Source organism: Citrobacter sp. Marseille-Q5395 (genome assembly GCF_947057495.1).
In the GTDB taxonomy this organism is placed as follows: domain Bacteria; phylum Pseudomonadota; class Gammaproteobacteria; order Enterobacterales; family Enterobacteriaceae; genus Citrobacter; species Citrobacter murliniae.
The window spans coordinates 1-16,830 of record NZ_CAMSEL010000023.1; the positions used below are offsets into that span (position 1 = coordinate 1).

At 51.8% G+C, this 16,830-nt stretch carries 14 protein-coding genes, 2 tRNA genes and 1 rRNA gene; 12 read left to right on the plus strand and 5 right to left on the minus strand.

The genetic code is table 11. The features are described from left to right. From rrf to OH663_RS21760, 3 genes are all read left to right on the plus strand, one after another. Positions 1 to 104, plus strand: a 5S ribosomal RNA gene (rrf, locus tag OH663_RS21750); the annotation flags it as partial. 55 nt (positions 105 to 159) lie between these two features. Next, positions 160 to 236 (plus strand) — tRNA-Asp (locus OH663_RS21755). A gap of 53 nt (positions 237 to 289) precedes the next feature. Continuing rightward, positions 290 to 365 (plus strand) — tRNA-Trp (locus tag OH663_RS21760). 103 nt (positions 366 to 468) lie between these two features. On the opposite strand, the gene hdfR is transcribed toward OH663_RS21760, so the two are convergent. Beyond that, a complete protein-coding gene (gene hdfR, locus OH663_RS21765; protein WP_370637026.1) occupies positions 469 to 1,332 on the minus strand; it encodes an HTH-type transcriptional regulator HdfR in 864 nt (287 codons plus the stop codon). An 88-nt stretch (positions 1,333 to 1,420) separates the two neighbouring features. Here hdfR and maoP point away from each other — a divergent pair, with 88 nt between their 5' ends. Then, a complete protein-coding gene (maoP, locus tag OH663_RS21770) occupies positions 1,421 to 1,759 on the plus strand; it encodes a macrodomain Ori organization protein MaoP (protein ID WP_003018025.1) in 339 nt (112 codons plus the stop codon). 25 nt (positions 1,760 to 1,784) lie between these two features. Here the strand turns inward: maoP and OH663_RS21775 are convergent, their stop codons facing one another. Next, positions 1,785 to 3,305, minus strand: a complete 1,521-nt coding sequence (locus OH663_RS21775; RefSeq protein ID WP_200013124.1) for a YifB family Mg chelatase-like AAA ATPase — start codon at positions 3,303 to 3,305, stop codon at positions 1,785 to 1,787. Between the two features lie 353 nt (positions 3,306 to 3,658). Here OH663_RS21775 and ilvL point away from each other — a divergent pair, with 353 nt between their 5' ends. The 6 genes from ilvL to ilvA all read left to right on the plus strand — a co-directional run bounded on the left by ilvL (position 3,659) and on the right by ilvA (position 10,211). After that, the gene (gene ilvL, locus OH663_RS21780; protein WP_001311244.1) at positions 3,659 to 3,757 is read left to right on the plus strand and encodes an ilv operon leader peptide; all 99 of its coding nucleotides are present in this window, start codon (positions 3,659 to 3,661) and stop codon (positions 3,755 to 3,757) included. A 139-nt stretch (positions 3,758 to 3,896) separates the two neighbouring features. Further along, on the plus strand, positions 3,897 to 5,543 hold the full coding sequence (ilvG, locus tag OH663_RS21785) for an acetolactate synthase 2 catalytic subunit (protein WP_200013126.1): 1,647 nt from the start codon (positions 3,897 to 3,899) through the stop codon (positions 5,541 to 5,543). Beyond that, positions 5,540 to 5,803, plus strand: a complete 264-nt coding sequence (ilvM, locus tag OH663_RS21790) for an acetolactate synthase 2 small subunit (RefSeq protein ID WP_045449048.1) — start codon at positions 5,540 to 5,542, stop codon at positions 5,801 to 5,803. Before ilvG ends, ilvM begins: the two co-directional genes overlap by 4 nt. Before the next feature lie 17 nt (positions 5,804 to 5,820). After that, on the plus strand, positions 5,821 to 6,750 hold the full coding sequence (locus OH663_RS21795) for a branched-chain amino acid transaminase (RefSeq protein ID WP_045449049.1): 930 nt from the start codon (positions 5,821 to 5,823) through the stop codon (positions 6,748 to 6,750). A gap of 60 nt (positions 6,751 to 6,810) precedes the next feature. After that, positions 6,811 to 8,661, plus strand: a complete 1,851-nt coding sequence (gene ilvD, locus OH663_RS21800) for a dihydroxy-acid dehydratase (RefSeq protein WP_200013128.1) — start codon at positions 6,811 to 6,813, stop codon at positions 8,659 to 8,661. Between the two features lie 5 nt (positions 8,662 to 8,666). After that, complete coding sequence (gene ilvA / locus OH663_RS21805; RefSeq protein WP_045449849.1) at positions 8,667 to 10,211, plus strand: threonine ammonia-lyase, biosynthetic; 1,545 nt, start codon at positions 8,667 to 8,669, stop codon at positions 10,209 to 10,211. A gap of 51 nt (positions 10,212 to 10,262) precedes the next feature. Here the strand turns inward: ilvA and ilvY are convergent, their stop codons facing one another. After that, positions 10,263 to 11,153, minus strand: coding sequence for an HTH-type transcriptional activator IlvY (gene ilvY / locus OH663_RS21810; protein ID WP_200013130.1), 891 nt, complete (start codon positions 11,151 to 11,153; stop codon positions 10,263 to 10,265). Between the two features lie 151 nt (positions 11,154 to 11,304). Between ilvY and ilvC the strand changes: the two genes are divergently transcribed. After that, positions 11,305 to 12,780: a ketol-acid reductoisomerase gene (gene ilvC, locus OH663_RS21815; RefSeq protein ID WP_200013132.1), complete on the plus strand. Its 1,476-nt coding sequence runs from the start codon at positions 11,305 to 11,307 to the stop codon at positions 12,778 to 12,780. 99 nt (positions 12,781 to 12,879) lie between these two features. Here ilvC and ppiC read toward each other — a convergent pair whose 3' ends face one another. Next, positions 12,880 to 13,161, minus strand: coding sequence for a peptidylprolyl isomerase PpiC (ppiC, locus tag OH663_RS21820; RefSeq protein ID WP_015960967.1), 282 nt, complete (start codon positions 13,159 to 13,161; stop codon positions 12,880 to 12,882). Between the two features lie 84 nt (positions 13,162 to 13,245). On the opposite strand from ppiC, the gene rep reads away from it, so the two are divergent. Then, on the plus strand, positions 13,246 to 15,267 hold the full coding sequence (rep, locus tag OH663_RS21825; protein WP_048223263.1) for a DNA helicase Rep: 2,022 nt from the start codon (positions 13,246 to 13,248) through the stop codon (positions 15,265 to 15,267). Positions 15,268 to 15,342: 75 nt separating this feature from the next. Here rep and gppA read toward each other — a convergent pair whose 3' ends face one another. After that, entirely contained in the window at positions 15,343 to 16,827 is a 1,485-nt protein-coding gene (gene gppA, locus OH663_RS21830; protein WP_200013134.1) for a guanosine-5'-triphosphate,3'-diphosphate diphosphatase, read from the minus strand. Positions 16,828 to 16,830: the final 3 nt, after the last annotated feature.

Sequence of the window (16,830 nt, forward strand, 5' to 3'; positions counted from 1 at the left end):
AGCGCGGTGGTCCCACCTGACCCCATGCCGAACTCAGAAGTGAAACGCCGTAGCGCCGATGGTAGTGTGGGGTCTCCCCATGCGAGAGTAGGGAACTGCCAGGCATCAAATTGCAGTAAACCGGGATGACTAATCCGGGTAGTGACAAAGAAATTCGGTGGAGCGGTAGTTCAGTTGGTTAGAATACCTGCCTGTCACGCAGGGGGTCGCGGGTTCGAGTCCCGTCCGTTCCGCCACTTATTAGAAAATTAAGCCTGCTATTAATGCAGGCTTAATGATAATAAAATTTAGGGGCGTAGCTCAGTTGGTAGAGCACCGGTCTCCAAAACCGGGTGTCGCGAGTTCGAGTCTCTCCGCCCCTGCCAGAAACAATCCTTAGCATTTTTGCTAAGGATTTTTTTTTACCTGAAAATTGTGCCAATAGACCCTCCTGATTTCAGTTTCCCGGCATCCTTGCCAGTATTTTCTCTAACCTTCCAAAATATTCGTTTTTAGAAGATCTCGAATAAGCGGGTACTTATCGCTATTTTGTAGCCAAACTGCATACAATGGACGTGAAAGCGTAGCGCTGTCGGCAACTGTGTGGAGATCACTTTTTGCTTTTGCCCAATTGACGGGAAGCCAGCTAAACCCCTTAAGTACAGAAAGTTGTTGCCTTGCCAGTTCAGCTGAACTGGTGGTAAGCACCGGAACTTCATCGGCTGCGATCAATCCAGTTTCATGTTGTTGAAAGTCCGGCCCCCATTCCAGGCGCAAATAATTCAATTCATCTTTTGTTAGTGATGGTGTACTGCAATAAAGTGCCAGCGTGAAATATCCCAGCAATTGGCTACTAAATTCGTCCATTTTTGGGGCTTCAGTTGTGATCAGCAGATCAAGTTGTCGCTCATGAAGCTGTTTAACTAATGACTGACGCTGAGCGATCCTGGCTTCAAATTGCAGGCTGGATTGTGGCTCTTGCAACTGATACAAACGACCCAACCAGTTATTAAGCATGCACTCCCAAAGGGATGCGCTGGCTCCGATAGAAAACTCATTATGTCGCGAGGTATTTGCAACTTCCTTACGTGCTGCTTGCCACGTATTCATCAGTGTTTCTGCATAGGGCAATAATTTTTCACCCGCAGCGGTCAAACGGATATTGTTTCTGTGTCGGGTGAAGAGGTTCACACCAAGTTGATTTTCCAGCTGTCTGATCCGAAAACTTACTGCCGATTGGGTCAGGTAGAGCGCTTCAGCAGCCCGACCAAAGTGGCGTGTCCGGCTAACTTCCAGGAAAGTTTTTAACAATTCCGTATCCACAACTCGCTCCGTAAAATTATTTGTCGTTATGATTTAAATCTTTTGTTTGACGCTCTGTCAAGCGTAACTAATACTCCGCGCCATAAATAGCTCGGCCAAAGAATTAGGAGCGTGCAGGATGGCGGAAAGCTTTACGACGACTAATCGATATTTCGACAATAAATATTATCCCCGCGGATTCTCCCGTCATGGTGATTTCACCATTAAAGAGGCACAGCTGCTTGAGCGTCACGGTTATGCCTTCAATGAGTTGGATCTGGGCAAGCGTGAACCGGTAACTGAAGAAGAAAAACTGTTTGTTGCGGTATGCCGTGGTGAACGTGAGCCGGTTACCGAAGCTGAACGTGTGTGGTCTAAATACATGACGCGTATTAAGCGTCCGAAGCGTTTCCACACTCTGTCTGGCGGGAAACCTCAGGTAGAAGGTGCTGAAGATTACACCGAGTCAGATGATTAATAAAAAAAGGGCGAAAGCCCTTTTTTTATGCCAGTAGTTTCTGCAAATGAATTAATAATCTGTCTATTGCCCGATAACCAACAGCTTCCTGTAAGTGCTGGCGGGTTATATGGTCGCATTGTTCAATATCTGCAATAGTTCGAGCGACCTTTATCAGCCGTAGCCAGGCGCGGATGGATAATCCAAGGTGCGCTAACGTTTCTTCCAGCCAGCGTGCGTCATCGCTGCGCAGCTCGCAAAATTTATGTATATCCTGGCTATTCAGATGCGCGTTTAATTTCTTTTGTCGCTGATACTGACGCTCTCTTGCCACCATGACGCGTTTCTTCACTGTAGCGCTGTCTTCTCCTTTCATTACGCTCTGGCAAAGTATGCCTGGAGGCGGCAGGGGTACTTCGAGTGAGAGATCGAAGCGGTCGAGAAAAGGACCTGATAATCGACTGAGATAACGTAGCGTTTGCTCTGGGGTACAACGGTTGTGGTTTCCCTGATAGTGGCCCGTTGGGCTTGGGTTCATTGCAGCAACCAGTTGAAATCGTGCAGGGTAAGTTATTTTTGCCCGAGTGCGTGATAAATGGATCTGCCCGGATTCAATAGGTTCGCGTAGTGCATCCAGCGTACGCCGTTCAAACTCGGGTAATTCATCCAGAAACAATACGCCGTTATGTGCCAGAGAAATTTCTCCTGGCGCGGGAATGGATCCACCACCCACCATTGCGGTTAATGAGGCGCTGTGATGAGGTGAGCGAAATGGACGTTGCTTCCACTGCTTTTGTATCGTGTCGGAATTGACCAGACTGAGGATTGCTGCGCTTTCCAGAGCCTCGTCATTGCTAAGAGGTGGTAACAACCCTCTCAGACGACTTGCCAGCATCGTTTTCCCCGTCCCGGGAGGACCTATTAGCAGGAGATTGTGACCGCCTGCAGCGGTGATCTCTAACCCTCGTTTGCCCTGTTCCTGACCGATGACGTCACTAAGGTCATCAGGAAAAACTCTGGGTGTGGAATCTGCGGATATCGGCCTTTCCAAATCATGCTTACCTTCCAGAAATGCGCATACGGCCTGCAAGTGATCGGCAATCAAACACCCTTCACCGTGTATCAGTCCAACTTCTGCTGCATTCTCTTTTGCGACAATAATTTGCCTGCCTGCACGAATTGCTTCGGTCGCGCTGGATATAGCTCCTGGAACGCCGCGTAGTGCGCCTGTAAGCGCTAATTCGCCTACCAGCTCATATGTGTTGAGATTATGAGTTGTAAGCTGCTCAGAAGCGGCCAGAAGCGCGATGGCGATAGGTAAATCGTATCTCCCCCCTTCTTTGGGAAGATCTGCCGGGGCGAGGTTAATCGTTATCTTTTTTGCCGGGAATTCATACCCGCTATTAATAATCGCACTGCGAACCCGATCGCGGGCTTCTTTCACCGTCGTTTCGGGTAACCCCACCATGGTTAAACCTGGCAGACCATTGCTGATATGTACCTCAATGGTAATGGGTGGCGCATTCACACCAAGCGCGGCGCGTGTGTAGACAATTGACAGTGACATATCCCCTCCTGAGATAGGTATTATGTCGTAAAAAATAACGGCAATATCTTGTCTTTTTGATATTTTTAGATGCTTATTCACGTATTTTTGTGTAATTGCAAACTGCCTATGTAACCTTTGGAATCGTGCTAGCAAAGGTAAGTTAATCAGCTCAAAGTCGATAGATAGCGCCGTCGAAATTGCTCAATAACGTGAAATATTTTCATTTTCTATTTTTTGTATAAAAAACAACGGTGTTTATATAAACCGTTAACTGCGTCAGAAAAATGAATGTAAAAATATCTTGTGTCATCTTTAAATTCTATGGTAACTCTTTAGGTATTCCTTCGAACAAGATGCAAGAAAATACAAAAATGACAGCCCTTCTACGAGTGATTAGCCTGGTCGTGATTAGCGTGGTGGTGATTATTATCCCACCGTGCGGGGCTGCACTTGGACGAGGAAAGGCTTAGAAAACAAGCCTTAACGAACTAAGACCCCCGCACCGAAAGGTCCGGGGGTTTTTTTTGACCTTAAAAACATAAACGAGGAGCAGAAAGTGAACGATAGCATAAAATTCTGTTTCTCAAGATTTACGGCGGGGATGTAACTATGAATGGGGCACAGTGGGTGGTACATGCGTTGCGTGCACAAGGGGTTAAAACCGTCTTTGGTTATCCCGGGGGCGCAATTATGCCGGTTTACGATGCATTGTATGACGGTGGCGTAGAACACTTGTTGTGCCGACACGAGCAGGGTGCGGCGATGGCGGCGATTGGCTATGCCCGTTCAACGGGTAAAACCGGCGTTTGTATTGCCACCTCTGGTCCAGGTGCTACTAACCTGATCACCGGTCTGGCTGATGCCTTGTTAGATTCCGTTCCCGTTGTTGCCATCACCGGCCAGGTGTCCTCCCCGTTTATCGGAACCGATGCGTTCCAGGAAGTGGACGTTCTGGGATTGTCGTTGGCATGTACTAAACACAGTTTTTTGGTGCAATCATTTGAAGAGTTACCACGCATCCTGGCTGAAGCTTTCGAGGTTGCGAATTCTGGTCGCCCAGGCCCGGTATTGGTGGATATCCCAAAGGATATCCAACTGGCCAGTGGGTCGCTGGAACCCTATTTTTCTACCGTCGAAAACGCAGCGGCTTTCCCATATCCTGAGGTTGAACAAGCCCGTAAGATGCTGGCGCAGGCACAAAAGCCGGTTCTGTACGTTGGCGGCGGTGTGGGCATGGCGCAGGCGGTTCCGGCTCTGCGTGAGTTCATTGCAGTAACGCAGATCCCAGCGGTTTGTACACTGAAAGGTCTGGGTTCTGTCGATGCAGCTTACCCGTACTACCTGGGTATGTTGGGAATGCACGGTACCAAAGCTGCAAACTTTGCCGTGCAGGAGTGCGACTTGCTGATTGCTGTCGGTGCTCGTTTTGATGACCGGGTGACCGGTAAGTTAAATACTTTCGCACCGAATGCCAACGTGATCCATATGGATATCGATCCGGCCGAGATGAACAAGCTGCGTCAGACGCACGTTGCGCTGCAAGGTGATTTGAATACGCTGTTACCCGCATTACAACAGCCGTTGACCATCAACGAATGGTGCCAATATGCCGCAGATATGCGGGCTGAACATGCCTGGCGCTACGATCATCCTGGCGAAGCTATCTACGCGCCATTGTTATTAAAACAATTGTCCGACCGTAAACCTGCCGATAGCGTAGTCACCACCGATGTCGGTCAGCATCAGATGTGGTCCGCACAGCACATGACCTACGCTCGCCCGGAGAACTTCATCACCTCCAGTGGCCTCGGAACAATGGGTTTTGGCTTACCTGCGGCGGTGGGCGCGCAGGTGGCTCGCCCGGACGATACGGTAATCTGTATCTCCGGTGACGGCTCTTTTATGATGAACGTACAGGAGCTGGGCACCGTAAAACGCAAGCAGTTGCCGCTGAAGATTGTCTTACTCGATAACCAGCGGTTAGGCATGGTGCGACAATGGCAGCAGCTGTTTTTCCAGGAACGTTATAGCGAAACCACTCTTACCGATAACCCCGATTTTCTTATGTTAGCCAGCGCCTTCGGCATCCCTGGCCAACACATTACCCGTAAAGACCAGGTTGAAGCGGCACTCGACACTATGCTGAATAGTGAGGGTCCATACCTGCTTCATGTCTCAATCGACGAACTTGAGAACGTCTGGCCTCTGGTACCGCCAGGTGCCAGTAACTCAGAAATGCTGGAGAAATTATCATGATGCAACATCAGGTCGCCGTTGAGGCTCGTTTCAATCCGGAAACGTTAGAACGTGTTTTACGCGTGGTACGCCATCGTGGTTTTCAGGTGTGTTCCATGAACATGGAAGCAGCTTCCGATGCTCAAAATATAAATATCGAATTGACCGTTGCCAGCCCCCGGTCGGTCGACTTACTGTTTAGTCAGTTAACTAAACTGGTCGATGTTGCACATGTTGCTATCTGCCAGAGTTCTACCACATCACAACAAATCCGCGCCTGAGCGCAAAAGGAAGAAAAATGACGACGAAAAAAGCTGATTACATTTGGTCCAATGGCGAGATGATTCGTTGGGAAGATGCGAAGGTTCACGTGATGTCCCACGCACTGCACTATGGTACTTCAGTATTTGAAGGTATCCGTTGCTACGATTCTCACAAAGGCCCGGTGGTGTTCCGTCATCGCGAACATATGCAGCGTCTGCGTGATTCAGCCAAGATCTATCGTTTTCCGGTATCTCAGAGCGTTGATGAACTGATGGAAGCCTGTCGCGCGGTGATCCGCAAAAATAATCTGACCAGCGCCTATATCCGTCCGCTGGTATTTGTTGGCGATGTGGGTATGGGCGTTAACCCGCCGGCAGGATACACCACGGATGTGATCATCGCTGCGTTCCCGTGGGGGGCGTATCTGGGCGCTGAAGCGCTGGATCAGGGGATCGATGCGATGGTTTCCTCGTGGAACCGTGTTGCACCAAACACTATTCCTACCGCTGCTAAAGCGGGTGGTAACTACCTGTCTTCGCTGCTGGTGGGTAGCGAAGCACGTCGTCATGGCTACCAGGAAGGGATTGCGCTGGACGTAAATGGCTACATCTCCGAAGGTGCAGGTGAAAACCTGTTTGAAGTTAAAGATGGCATTCTGTTTACCCCGCCATTTACCTCCTCCGCGCTGCCAGGCATCACGCGTGACGCGATCATCAAGCTGGCGAAAGATCTTGATATCGAAGTGCGTGAGCAGGTGTTGTCCCGCGAATCCCTGTACCTGGCCGACGAAGTGTTCATGTCCGGTACTGCGGCAGAAATCACTCCGGTGCGTAGCGTTGACGGTATCCAGGTGGGTGAAGGCCGTTGTGGCCCGGTGACCAAACGTATCCAGCAAGCCTTCTTTGGTCTCTTTACTGGTGAAACGGAAGATAAATACGGTTGGTTGGATCAGGTTAACCAATAAACATAAATTTGGGACGGCACGCACCGTCCCAATTATTAGATAGACGGGAGTAAATACAGCATGCCTAAGTATCGTTCTGCCACCACCACCCACGGCCGAAACATGGCGGGTGCACGCGCACTGTGGCGCGCCACCGGGATGACCGATGATGATTTCAGTAAACCGATTATTGCCGTGGTGAACTCCTTTACCCAGTTCGTACCGGGCCACGTGCACCTGCGCGATCTCGGTAAGCTGGTTGCCGAACAGATTGAAGCCTCAGGCGGCGTGGCGAAAGAGTTCAACACTATCGCTGTGGATGACGGTATCGCCATGGGGCACGGGGGTATGCTTTATTCACTGCCGTCGCGCGAGCTGATTGCCGATTCGGTGGAGTATATGGTGAATGCTCATTGCGCTGATGCGATGGTTTGCATTTCCAACTGCGACAAAATCACCCCGGGGATGTTAATGGCCTCTCTGCGGCTGAACATTCCGGTGATTTTTGTTTCCGGCGGGCCGATGGAAGCCGGTAAAACCAAGCTCTCCGACCAAATCATCAAGCTCGATCTGGTTGATGCGATGATTCAGGGTGCAGATCCGAAAGTCTCTGACTCCCAAAGCGATCAGATTGAACGTTCCGCCTGCCCAACCTGTGGTTCCTGTTCCGGGATGTTCACCGCTAACTCGATGAACTGTCTGACAGAAGCATTGGGCTTGTCGCAGCCGGGCAATGGATCGCTGCTGGCAACCCACACTGACCGTAAGCAGCTGTTTCTCAATGCCGGTTCACGAATCGTTGAACTGACCAAACGCTATTACGAGCAGAATGATGATTCCGCCCTGCCGCGCAATATTGCCAGCAAGGCGGCATTTGAAAACGCCATGACGCTGGATATCGCCATGGGCGGTTCCACTAACACCGTTCTGCACTTGCTGGCCGCCGCGCAGGAAGCGGAAATTGACTTCACGATGAGTGATATCGATAAGCTGTCTCGCAAGGTTCCACAGTTGTGTAAAGTGGCGCCAAGTACGCAGAAATACCATATGGAAGATGTTCACCGTGCGGGCGGCGTACTGGGCATTTTAGGCGAGCTGGATCGTGCAGGTCTGTTGAATCGTGATGTGAAAAACGTACTGGGGCTGACTTTGTCGCAGTCTCTGGAGCAGTACGATGTGATGCTGACTCAGGATGAGGCGGTGAAAAAGATGTTCCGCGCAGGCCCGGCGGGTATTCGTACCACCCAGGCATTCTCGCAGGACTGCCGCTGGGATACGCTGGATGATGATCGTGCTGAGGGTTGTATCCGCTCGCTGGAACATGCCTACAGCAAAGATGGTGGCCTGGCGGTACTGTACGGTAATTTCGCTGAAAATGGGTGTATCGTCAAAACCGCTGGTGTGGACGACAGTATTCTGAAATTCACTGGTCCTGCCAAAGTTTATGAGAGTCAGGATGAGGCGGTAGATGCGATTCTTGGCGGTAAAGTTGTTGCGGGCGATGTGGTCGTTATTCGCTACGAAGGGCCTAAAGGTGGACCGGGGATGCAGGAAATGCTCTACCCAACGACCTTCCTGAAATCGATGGGGCTGGGTAAAGCGTGCGCGCTGATAACCGACGGTCGTTTCTCCGGTGGAACATCGGGTCTCTCTATCGGTCACGTCTCTCCGGAAGCGGCCAGCGGCGGCAATATTGCTATCATTGAAGATGGCGACATGATTGCCATCGATATCCCGAATCGCGGTATTCAATTGCAACTCAGCGATGCGGAAATTGCTGCCCGCCGTGAAGCGCAGGAAGCCCGCGGCGATAAAGCCTGGACACCAAAAGATCGTCAGCGTCAGGTTTCCTTTGCTCTTCGCGCTTATGCCAGTCTGGCAACCAGTGCCGACAAAGGTGCGGTACGTGATAAATCGAAATTGGGGGGGTAATGACTATGGCTGATTCACAACCCCTGTCTGGCACCCCTGAGGGTGCTGAGTATCTCAGGGCGGTGCTGCGTGCGCCGGTCTATGAAGCGGTACAGGTGACGCCGCTGCAAAAAATGGAAAAGCTCTCATCGCGCCTCGACAACGTCATTCTGGTGAAGCGCGAAGACCGACAACCGGTTCACAGCTTCAAGCTGCGTGGTGCCTATGCCATGATGGCGGGCCTTACAGAAGCGCAAAAAGCGCATGGTGTAATCACCGCATCTGCAGGTAATCATGCCCAGGGCGTTGCCTTTTCTTCTGCTCGTCTTGGCGTGAAGGCGTTGATTGTCATGCCGACCGCGACTGCGGATATCAAAGTTGATGCGGTACGCGGTTTTGGCGGCGAGGTGTTGCTGCACGGCGCAAATTTTGATGAAGCTAAAGCTAAAGCCATTGAGCTTTCGCAACAGCAGGGCTTTACCTGGGTTCCACCGTTCGACCATCCTATGGTTATTGCCGGACAAGGGACGCTGGCGCTGGAATTACTTCAGCAGGATGCGCACCTGGATCGCGTTTTTGTTCCGGTGGGTGGCGGCGGACTGGCGGCAGGTGTTGCGGTGCTGATTAAACAGCTGATGCCGCAGATCAAAGTCATTGCGGTTGAAGCTGAAGATTCTGCTTGCCTGAAGGCGGCGCTGGAAGCCGGTCATCCGGTAGATCTTCCGCGCGTCGGATTGTTTGCAGAGGGGGTGGCGGTCAAGCGTATCGGTGACGAAACTTTCCGCCTGTGTCAGGAATACCTTGATGACATCATCACCGTTGACAGCGATGCTATCTGTGCGGCGATGAAGGATCTGTTCGAGGACGTGCGTGCTGTGGCGGAACCGTCTGGTGCACTGGCGCTGGCGGGGATGAAAAAATACATTGCCCAGCACAATATTCGCGGCGAACGTCTGGCGCATGTGCTCTCTGGCGCTAACGTCAATTTCCACGGTCTGCGCTACGTTTCTGAACGCTGCGAGCTGGGGGAACAGCGTGAAGCGTTGCTGGCGGTGACGATCCCGGAAGAGAAGGGCAGCTTCCTGAAATTCTGTCAGCTGCTGGGTGGGCGCTCGGTCACCGAGTTTAACTACCGTTTTGCCGATGCCAAAGACGCCTGTATTTTTGTCGGTGTGCGCCTGAGCCGTGGGCTGGAAGAACGTAAGGAAATCCTCCAGTTGCTCAATGACGGTGGTTACAGCGTGGTGGATCTTTCCGACGACGAAATGGCCAAGCTGCATGTGCGCTATATGGTTGGTGGGCGTCCGTCAAAACCGCTACAAGAGCGTTTGTACAGCTTCGAGTTTCCCGAGTCTCCGGGGGCGCTGTTGAAATTCCTGCATACCCTGGGTACCCACTGGAATATTTCCCTTTTCCACTACCGCAGCCACGGTACCGACTATGGTCGGGTGCTGGCTGCATTTGAACTGGCCGATCATGAACCGGACTTTGAAACCAGACTGAACGAGTTGGGTTATGACTGTCATGATGAGACTCACAACCCGGCGTTTCGCTTCTTCCTTGCAGGTTAGTATTAACGTTCGTTGGGCGGATAGGGCGCAAGCGTCCTATCCGCCCAGGTTTTAATGGTTGGGTAAAATTTTCCAGAATGCATCAATGAGCGGCTCATGCAGCCGCTTTTTTTGTGCACAAACGCCCAGCTCAAACGGTGTTCTTTCATCGCTACGTTCTAATATCATCACGCGGTTACGCACCGGTTCAGGGCTGTTTTCCAGCACCACTTCTGGCAGCAATGCCACGCCACACCCGAGCGCCACCATCGATACCATGGCTTCATGCCCACCGACTGTGGCGTAAATCATAGGGTTGCTGATTTTATTACGCCGGAACCACAGCTCAATACGGCGGCGCACCGGCCCCTGATCGGCCATGATAAACGGTATCGATGACCAGTCAGGTTCATCGGCGGAGATTTGGCTGCGAACCGGGCAGGGCAATGCCGGGGCGATTAACACCACCGCCAGATTTTCCAGCATTGAGAAGGCGACGGCGCCAGGCAGCGTTTCCGGTTTACCGGCAATGGCCAGATCGGCTTCTCCGGTGACCACTTTTTCCATCGCATCAGCGGCGTCGCCGGTTGTGAGCTTAATTTCTACTGACGGATGTTCGGCGCGAAAGCGATCCAGAATGGGGGGCAAATGGCTGTAGGCGGCGGTTACCGAGCAGAAGATATGTAACTCACCGGACAGCGATGGCCCTTGCTGATCAAGGGTATGACGCAATTGCTGATATTGGAGCAACGTCTGTTGGGCAAACACGCGCAACTCTTCTCCCGCCTCGGTCAGCGTGACCGTGCGATTATCGCGCACAAACAGTGGTTGCCCGAGATCTTCCTCAAGGCGCTGAATCTGTCGGGAGAGCGTGGAAGGACTGACGTGCATCGCCCGTGCACTGCGGCCAAAATGGCGGCTTTCCGCCAGGTGCAGGAAGGTTTTCAGATCGCGTAAATCCACAGGCTTAGCCCTCAATGTTGACGTTGCAGATATTGCAATGTGACGTTGTGAATATATCAATTTCCGCAATAAATTTCCTGTTGTAATGTGAGTACATTCTCGCTTAAACGCGAACCGAACAATAAGAAGCACAACATCACGAGGAATCACCATGGCTAACTACTTTAATACACTGAATCTGCGCCAGCAGCTGGCACAGCTGGGTAAATGTCGCTTTATGGGCCGCGAAGAATTCGCCGACGGCGCGAGCTACCTTCAGGGTAAAAAAGTGGTTATCGTCGGCTGTGGTGCTCAAGGTCTGAACCAGGGGCTGAACATGCGTGACTCTGGTCTGGATATCTCCTATGCCCTGCGTAAAGAAGCGATTGCTGAGAAGCGCGCATCCTGGCGCAAAGCAACAGAAAACGGCTTCAAAGTAGGTACTTACGAAGAGCTGATCCCGCAGGCTGATCTGGTGGTTAACCTGACGCCAGACAAACAGCACTCTGACGTTGTGCGTTCCGTTCAGCCGCTGATGAAAGACGGCGCGGCGCTGGGCTATTCCCATGGCTTCAACATCGTGGAAGTGGGGGAGCAGATCCGTAAAGATATCACCGTGGTGATGGTAGCGCCGAAATGCCCGGGAACCGAAGTGCGTGAAGAGTACAAACGTGGTTTCGGTGTACCGACCCTGATCGCCGTCCATCCGGAAAATGACCCTAAAGGTGAAGGCATGGCGATTGCTAAAGCCTGGGCTGCGGCAACCGGTGGTCACCGTGCTGGCGTACTGGAATCCTCTTTCGTCGCGGAAGTGAAATCTGACCTGATGGGTGAGCAGACTATCCTGTGCGGTATGCTGCAGGCCGGTTCTCTGCTGTGCTTCGATAAACTGGTGCAAGAAGGTACTGACCCGGCTTACGCAGAAAAACTGATTCAGTTCGGCTGGGAAACCATCACCGAAGCGCTGAAACAGGGTGGTATTACGCTGATGATGGACCGCCTGTCTAACCCGGCGAAACTGCGTGCTTACGCGTTGTCCGAGCAACTGAAAGAGATCATGGCGCCGCTGTTCCAGAAACATATGGACGACATCATCTCCGGCGAATTCTCCTCCGGCATGATGGCTGACTGGGCTAACGACGATAAGAAACTGCTGACCTGGCGTGAAGAGACCGGTAAAACCGCGTTCGAAACAGCCGCCCAGTTCGAGGGTAAAATCAGCGAGCAGGAATACTTTGATAAAGGCGTTCTGATGATCGCAATGGTGAAAGCGGGCGTTGAGCTGGCGTTCGAAACCATGGTGGCGTCCGGCATTATCGAAGAGTCCGCTTACTATGAGTCACTCCACGAGCTGCCGCTGATTGCCAACACCATTGCCCGTAAGCGTCTGTACGAAATGAACGTGGTTATTTCCGATACTGCAGAATACGGCAACTATCTGTTCTCTTACGCTTGCGTACCGCTGCTGAAAGAGTTCATGACTACGTTGCAGACCGGCGACCTGGGTAAAGCGATTGCCGAAGGTGCGGTAGATAACGCACAGCTGCGTGATGTGAACGATGCGATTCGCAGCCATGCAATTGAGAAAGTGGGTCAGAAGCTGCGTGGCTACATGACTGACATGAAGCGTATTGCTGTCGCGGGCTAAAAATGTGTCGGGTGGCGTTAACGCTTACCCGACTTTCATCGTAGTACGTAGCTGCCATCCGGCAGATAAACCCGGTGCTTATACTCACCGGGTTTTTTATTAGTTGCGGTACAGCACCTTAATGATGTGGTAACCGAACTGCGTATGCAGTGGGCCGGTGGGTTCCAGTACCGGGCAGGAGAAAACCACTTTATCAAACGCCGGAACCATCTGGCCTTGACGGAACTCACCCAGGTGACCGCCTTTTTTACCTGACGGGCAGGTAGAGTGTTTCTTCGCCAGTTTCTCGAAGTCTGCGCCGTTTTTAATTTGTTCCAGAAGATCCAGAGCCAGTTTCTCTTCTTTAACAAGGATATGCAGTGCTGCTGCTGTTTTTGCCATGATCGTGCCTTGAGTGGGATGGTTGAGGCTGGCTATACTACCATGCTCTAAATCTCCCCTCCCGACTTTCATTGAGTGACCTTTATGCGTTTAAACCCCGGACAACAACAAGCCGTCGAATTCGTCACCGGACCTTGCCTGGTGCTGGCGGGGGCCGGTTCTGGTAAGACGCGCGTGATCACGAATAAAATTGCCCATCTGATTCGCGAATGTGGTTATCAGGCACGACATATTGCAGCGGTGACCTTTACTAACAAGGCCGCGCGCGAGATGAAAGAGCGTGTGGCGCAGACGCTGGGCCGTAAAGAAGCGCGTGGTTTGATGATCTCCACCTTCCACACTCTGGGGTTGGATATTATCAAGCGTGAGTACGCGGCGTTGGGGATGAAATCCAACTTCTCTCTGTTTGATGATACCGATCAGGTGGCGCTGCTTAAAGATCTGACCGAGGGGTTGATCGACGATGATAAAGTGGTGCTGCAACAGCTGATCTCGACGATCTCCAACTGGAAAAACGATCTAATGACTCCGGCGCAGGCGGCGGCTAGCGCTAAAGGGGAGCGTGACCGTATTTTTGCCCATTGCTACGGTTTGTACGATGCCCATATGAAGGCGTGTAACGTTCTCGATTTTGACGATCTGATTTTGCTTCCGACTTTGCTACTACAGCGCAATGAAGAGGTGAGAGAACGCTGGCAGAACAGAATCCGCTATCTGCTGGTGGATGAATACCAGGATACCAACACCAGTCAGTACGAGTTGGTTAAGCTGCTGGTGGGACGCCGTGCGCGCTTTACTGTGGTGGGGGACGATGACCAGTCTATCTATTCCTGGCGTGGTGCACGTCCGCAGAATCTGGTGCTGCTGAGCAAAGATTTTCCGGCGTTGCAGGTGGTCAAGCTGGAACAAAACTACCGTTCTTCCGGACGTATTCTGAAAGCGGCAAATATTCTCATTGCCAACAACCCACATGTCTTTGAAAAAAGGCTCTTTTCCGAACTGGGTTATGGCGCTGAACTAAAAGTACTGAGTGCCAATAACGAAGAGCACGAAGCAGAGCGCGTGACCGGAGAACTGATTGCCCATCACTTTGTTAACAAAACACAGTATAAAGATTACGCGATCCTCTATCGCGGTAATCATCAGTCGCGGGTGTTCGAAAAATTCCTGATGCAGAACCGCATTCCGTACAAAATTTCCGGCGGAACGTCGTTTTTCTCGCGCCCGGAGATCAAAGATTTGCTGGCCTATCTGCGGGTATTGAGCAATCCGGATGATGACAGCGCATTTCTGCGCATAGTGAATACCCCGAAACGTGAAATCGGCCCTGCCACGCTGCAAAAATTGGGCGAGTGGGCAATGACGCGTAATAAAAGTTTGTTTACTGCCAGCTTTGATATGGGGCTTAGCCAGACGCTTACCGGGCGTGGTTATGACTCTCTGACTCGTTTTACTCACTGGCTGGGTGAAATTCAGCGCCTGGCAGAGCGCGAACCGATTGCAGCAGTACGTGACCTGATCCACGGCATTGATTACGAATCCTGGCTGTATGAAACCTCGCCCAGTCCGAAAGCTGCAGAAATGCGCATGAAAAACGTCAATACGCTGTTCAGTTGGATGACGGAGATGCTGGAAGGCAGCGAGCTGGAAGAGCCGATGACGTTGACCCAGGTGGTGACGCGCTTTACGTTACGCGACATGATGGAGCGCGGGGAGAGCGAAGAAGAGTTGGATCAGGTGCAGTTAATGACGCTACACGCCTCAAAAGGGCTGGAGTTTCCGTATGTGTTTATGGTGGGCATGGAAGAGGGATTCCTGCCGCACCAGAGCAGCATTGACGAAGACAACATAGATGAAGAGCGTCGCCTGGCCTATGTAGGGATCACCCGTGCACAGAAAGAGCTTATCTTCACGCTGTGTAAAGAGCGTCGCCAGTACGGCGAACTGGTGCGCCCGGAACCGAGCCGTTTTCTGCTGGAATTACCGCAGGATGACGTTATCTGGGAACAGGAACGTAAAGTGGTGAGTGCCGAAGAACGGATGCAAAAAGGACAGAGTCACCTGGCGAATCTGAAAGCAATGATGGCTGCAAAGAAAGCGAAATAGTCGATCGGGGCGGGTCTGAAATGTGCTGACAGACCCGATAAGATGCGCTGGCATCACCATCCGGCATGTGAAACGTTACTGTACTTCCAGTGGCCAGTGGACGTAACTTTGCCACTGGCTTTCCTGATCGATAAGCTCTTTACCCAGCGGATGATGCGCCAGCCAGCCTTCTGGCAATCTTACCGTAAGGTGCTCATTCTTTGCGTCCAGATGAATTTCTGGCACTAAGTCGTCACGGCGACGACTGGCGAAAATAATCGCCAGGCGTAGCAAGCGGCAAAGATGTTCTGCGATGCGAGGCGGCACGGCATTTTGCTGGTGGAGTGAGGAGAGATCGACCGGATTGGTCTGGTTTAATAATAGCGTCGCTAACAGTTTTTTCTGTGCCGGGGTAAATCCTGGAAGATCAAGGTTTCGCACCAGCCAGGCGGCATGTAGTGGTGCCTGCTTATATTCCACACTCAAGCCTATTTCATGCAACTGACAGGCACTTTGCAGCAGTTCGCTACTGATAGCTTCAAGATGCCACTCATTTTTCACTTGATCGAATAAATGTACTGCCAATTTTGCAACGCGGTTTGCCTGATCGGTATCGACCATAAACCGACGCTGAATATTGCGTAACGTACGGCTGCGAATGTCCTGATCCACCGGCAAGTGCAGCATGCCGTACACCAGGCCTTCACGTAATGCACCGCCCGCGAGAGTCATACACTGAATGTTCAGTTCGGTAAAAATGGCGATCAGAATCGCCAGCCCGCTGGGGAACACCAGTGCGCGCTCCAGTGTTAGCCCTTCGATTTCCAGCTCTTCCAGACGTCCGCAATGAATGGCGCGTTGTTTTAACTGCTGGAGTTTTGCCAGAGTAATGCGTTCATCCATGCCCTGCGCCATCATAATTTCCTGCAAAGCCTGTACGGTGCCAGAAGCACCTACGCAGACTTTCCAGCCATGAAAGCGCAGCTTGTCAGCGACCGGGCGCAGAACGTCACGTGCTGCTTTCTCGGCTTCGTCAAAGTTTTCTTGTGCCAGATTTCGATCGGTGAAATACCGTTCGAGCCACGTAACACAGCCCATTGACAGACTAAACAGTGAGGTTGTTTGCGCACCAGAGCCAGTTACCAGCTCTGTACTTGCTCCACCAATATCAACGACCAGACGCTGATCAGCGCCGCCGGTGGTGTGGGCAACGCCCTGATAGATAAGACGCGCTTCTTCTTCGCCGCTAATAACCTGAACAGCACAGCCGAGGATCTCTTTCGCTTTCGCAATAAAAACATCGGCATTGACGGCGATACGCAATGTCGCTGTGGCGACCACCCGGATTTGCGGCTGAGGGATATCCTGCAGACGCTCAGCAAACAGGCGCAGGCATTGCCAGCCGCGCTCCATTGCTTCTGCGGAGAGAATATTTTCGCTGTTCAGCCCAGCAGCCAGACGCACTTTGCGCTTAATTCGCGTGAGTGTCTGAATACTCCCTGCTACTTCGCGCACTACCAGCATATGAAAACTATTGGATCCGAGATCTATTGCTGCATAGAGCGAAGTAGAGTTGAGCATGAC

Bases quoted from the DNA above. Each gene is read 5' to 3' on its own strand.
- maoP (WP_003018025.1), top strand. From the start codon at position 1,421: ATGGCGGAAAGCTTTACGACGACTAATCGATATTTCGACAATAAATAT.
- OH663_RS21775 (WP_200013124.1), bottom strand. From the start codon at position 3,305: ATGTCACTGTCAATTGTCTACACACGCGCCGCGCTTGGTGTGAATGCG.
- ilvL (WP_001311244.1), top strand. From the start codon at position 3,659: ATGACAGCCCTTCTACGAGTGATTAGCCTGGTCGTGATTAGCGTGGTG.
- ilvG (WP_200013126.1), top strand. From the start codon at position 3,897: ATGAATGGGGCACAGTGGGTGGTACATGCGTTGCGTGCACAAGGGGTT.
- ilvM (WP_045449048.1), top strand. From the start codon at position 5,540: ATGATGCAACATCAGGTCGCCGTTGAGGCTCGTTTCAATCCGGAAACG.
- OH663_RS21795 (WP_045449049.1), top strand. From the start codon at position 5,821: ATGACGACGAAAAAAGCTGATTACATTTGGTCCAATGGCGAGATGATT.
- ilvD (WP_200013128.1), top strand. From the start codon at position 6,811: ATGCCTAAGTATCGTTCTGCCACCACCACCCACGGCCGAAACATGGCG.
- ilvA (WP_045449849.1), top strand. From the start codon at position 8,667: ATGGCTGATTCACAACCCCTGTCTGGCACCCCTGAGGGTGCTGAGTAT.
- ilvC (WP_200013132.1), top strand. From the start codon at position 11,305: ATGGCTAACTACTTTAATACACTGAATCTGCGCCAGCAGCTGGCACAG.
- ppiC (WP_015960967.1), bottom strand. From the start codon at position 13,161: ATGGCAAAAACAGCAGCAGCACTGCATATCCTTGTTAAAGAAGAGAAA.
- rep (WP_048223263.1), top strand. From the start codon at position 13,246: ATGCGTTTAAACCCCGGACAACAACAAGCCGTCGAATTCGTCACCGGA.
- gppA (WP_200013134.1), bottom strand. From the start codon at position 16,827: ATGCTCAACTCTACTTCGCTCTATGCAGCAATAGATCTCGGATCCAAT.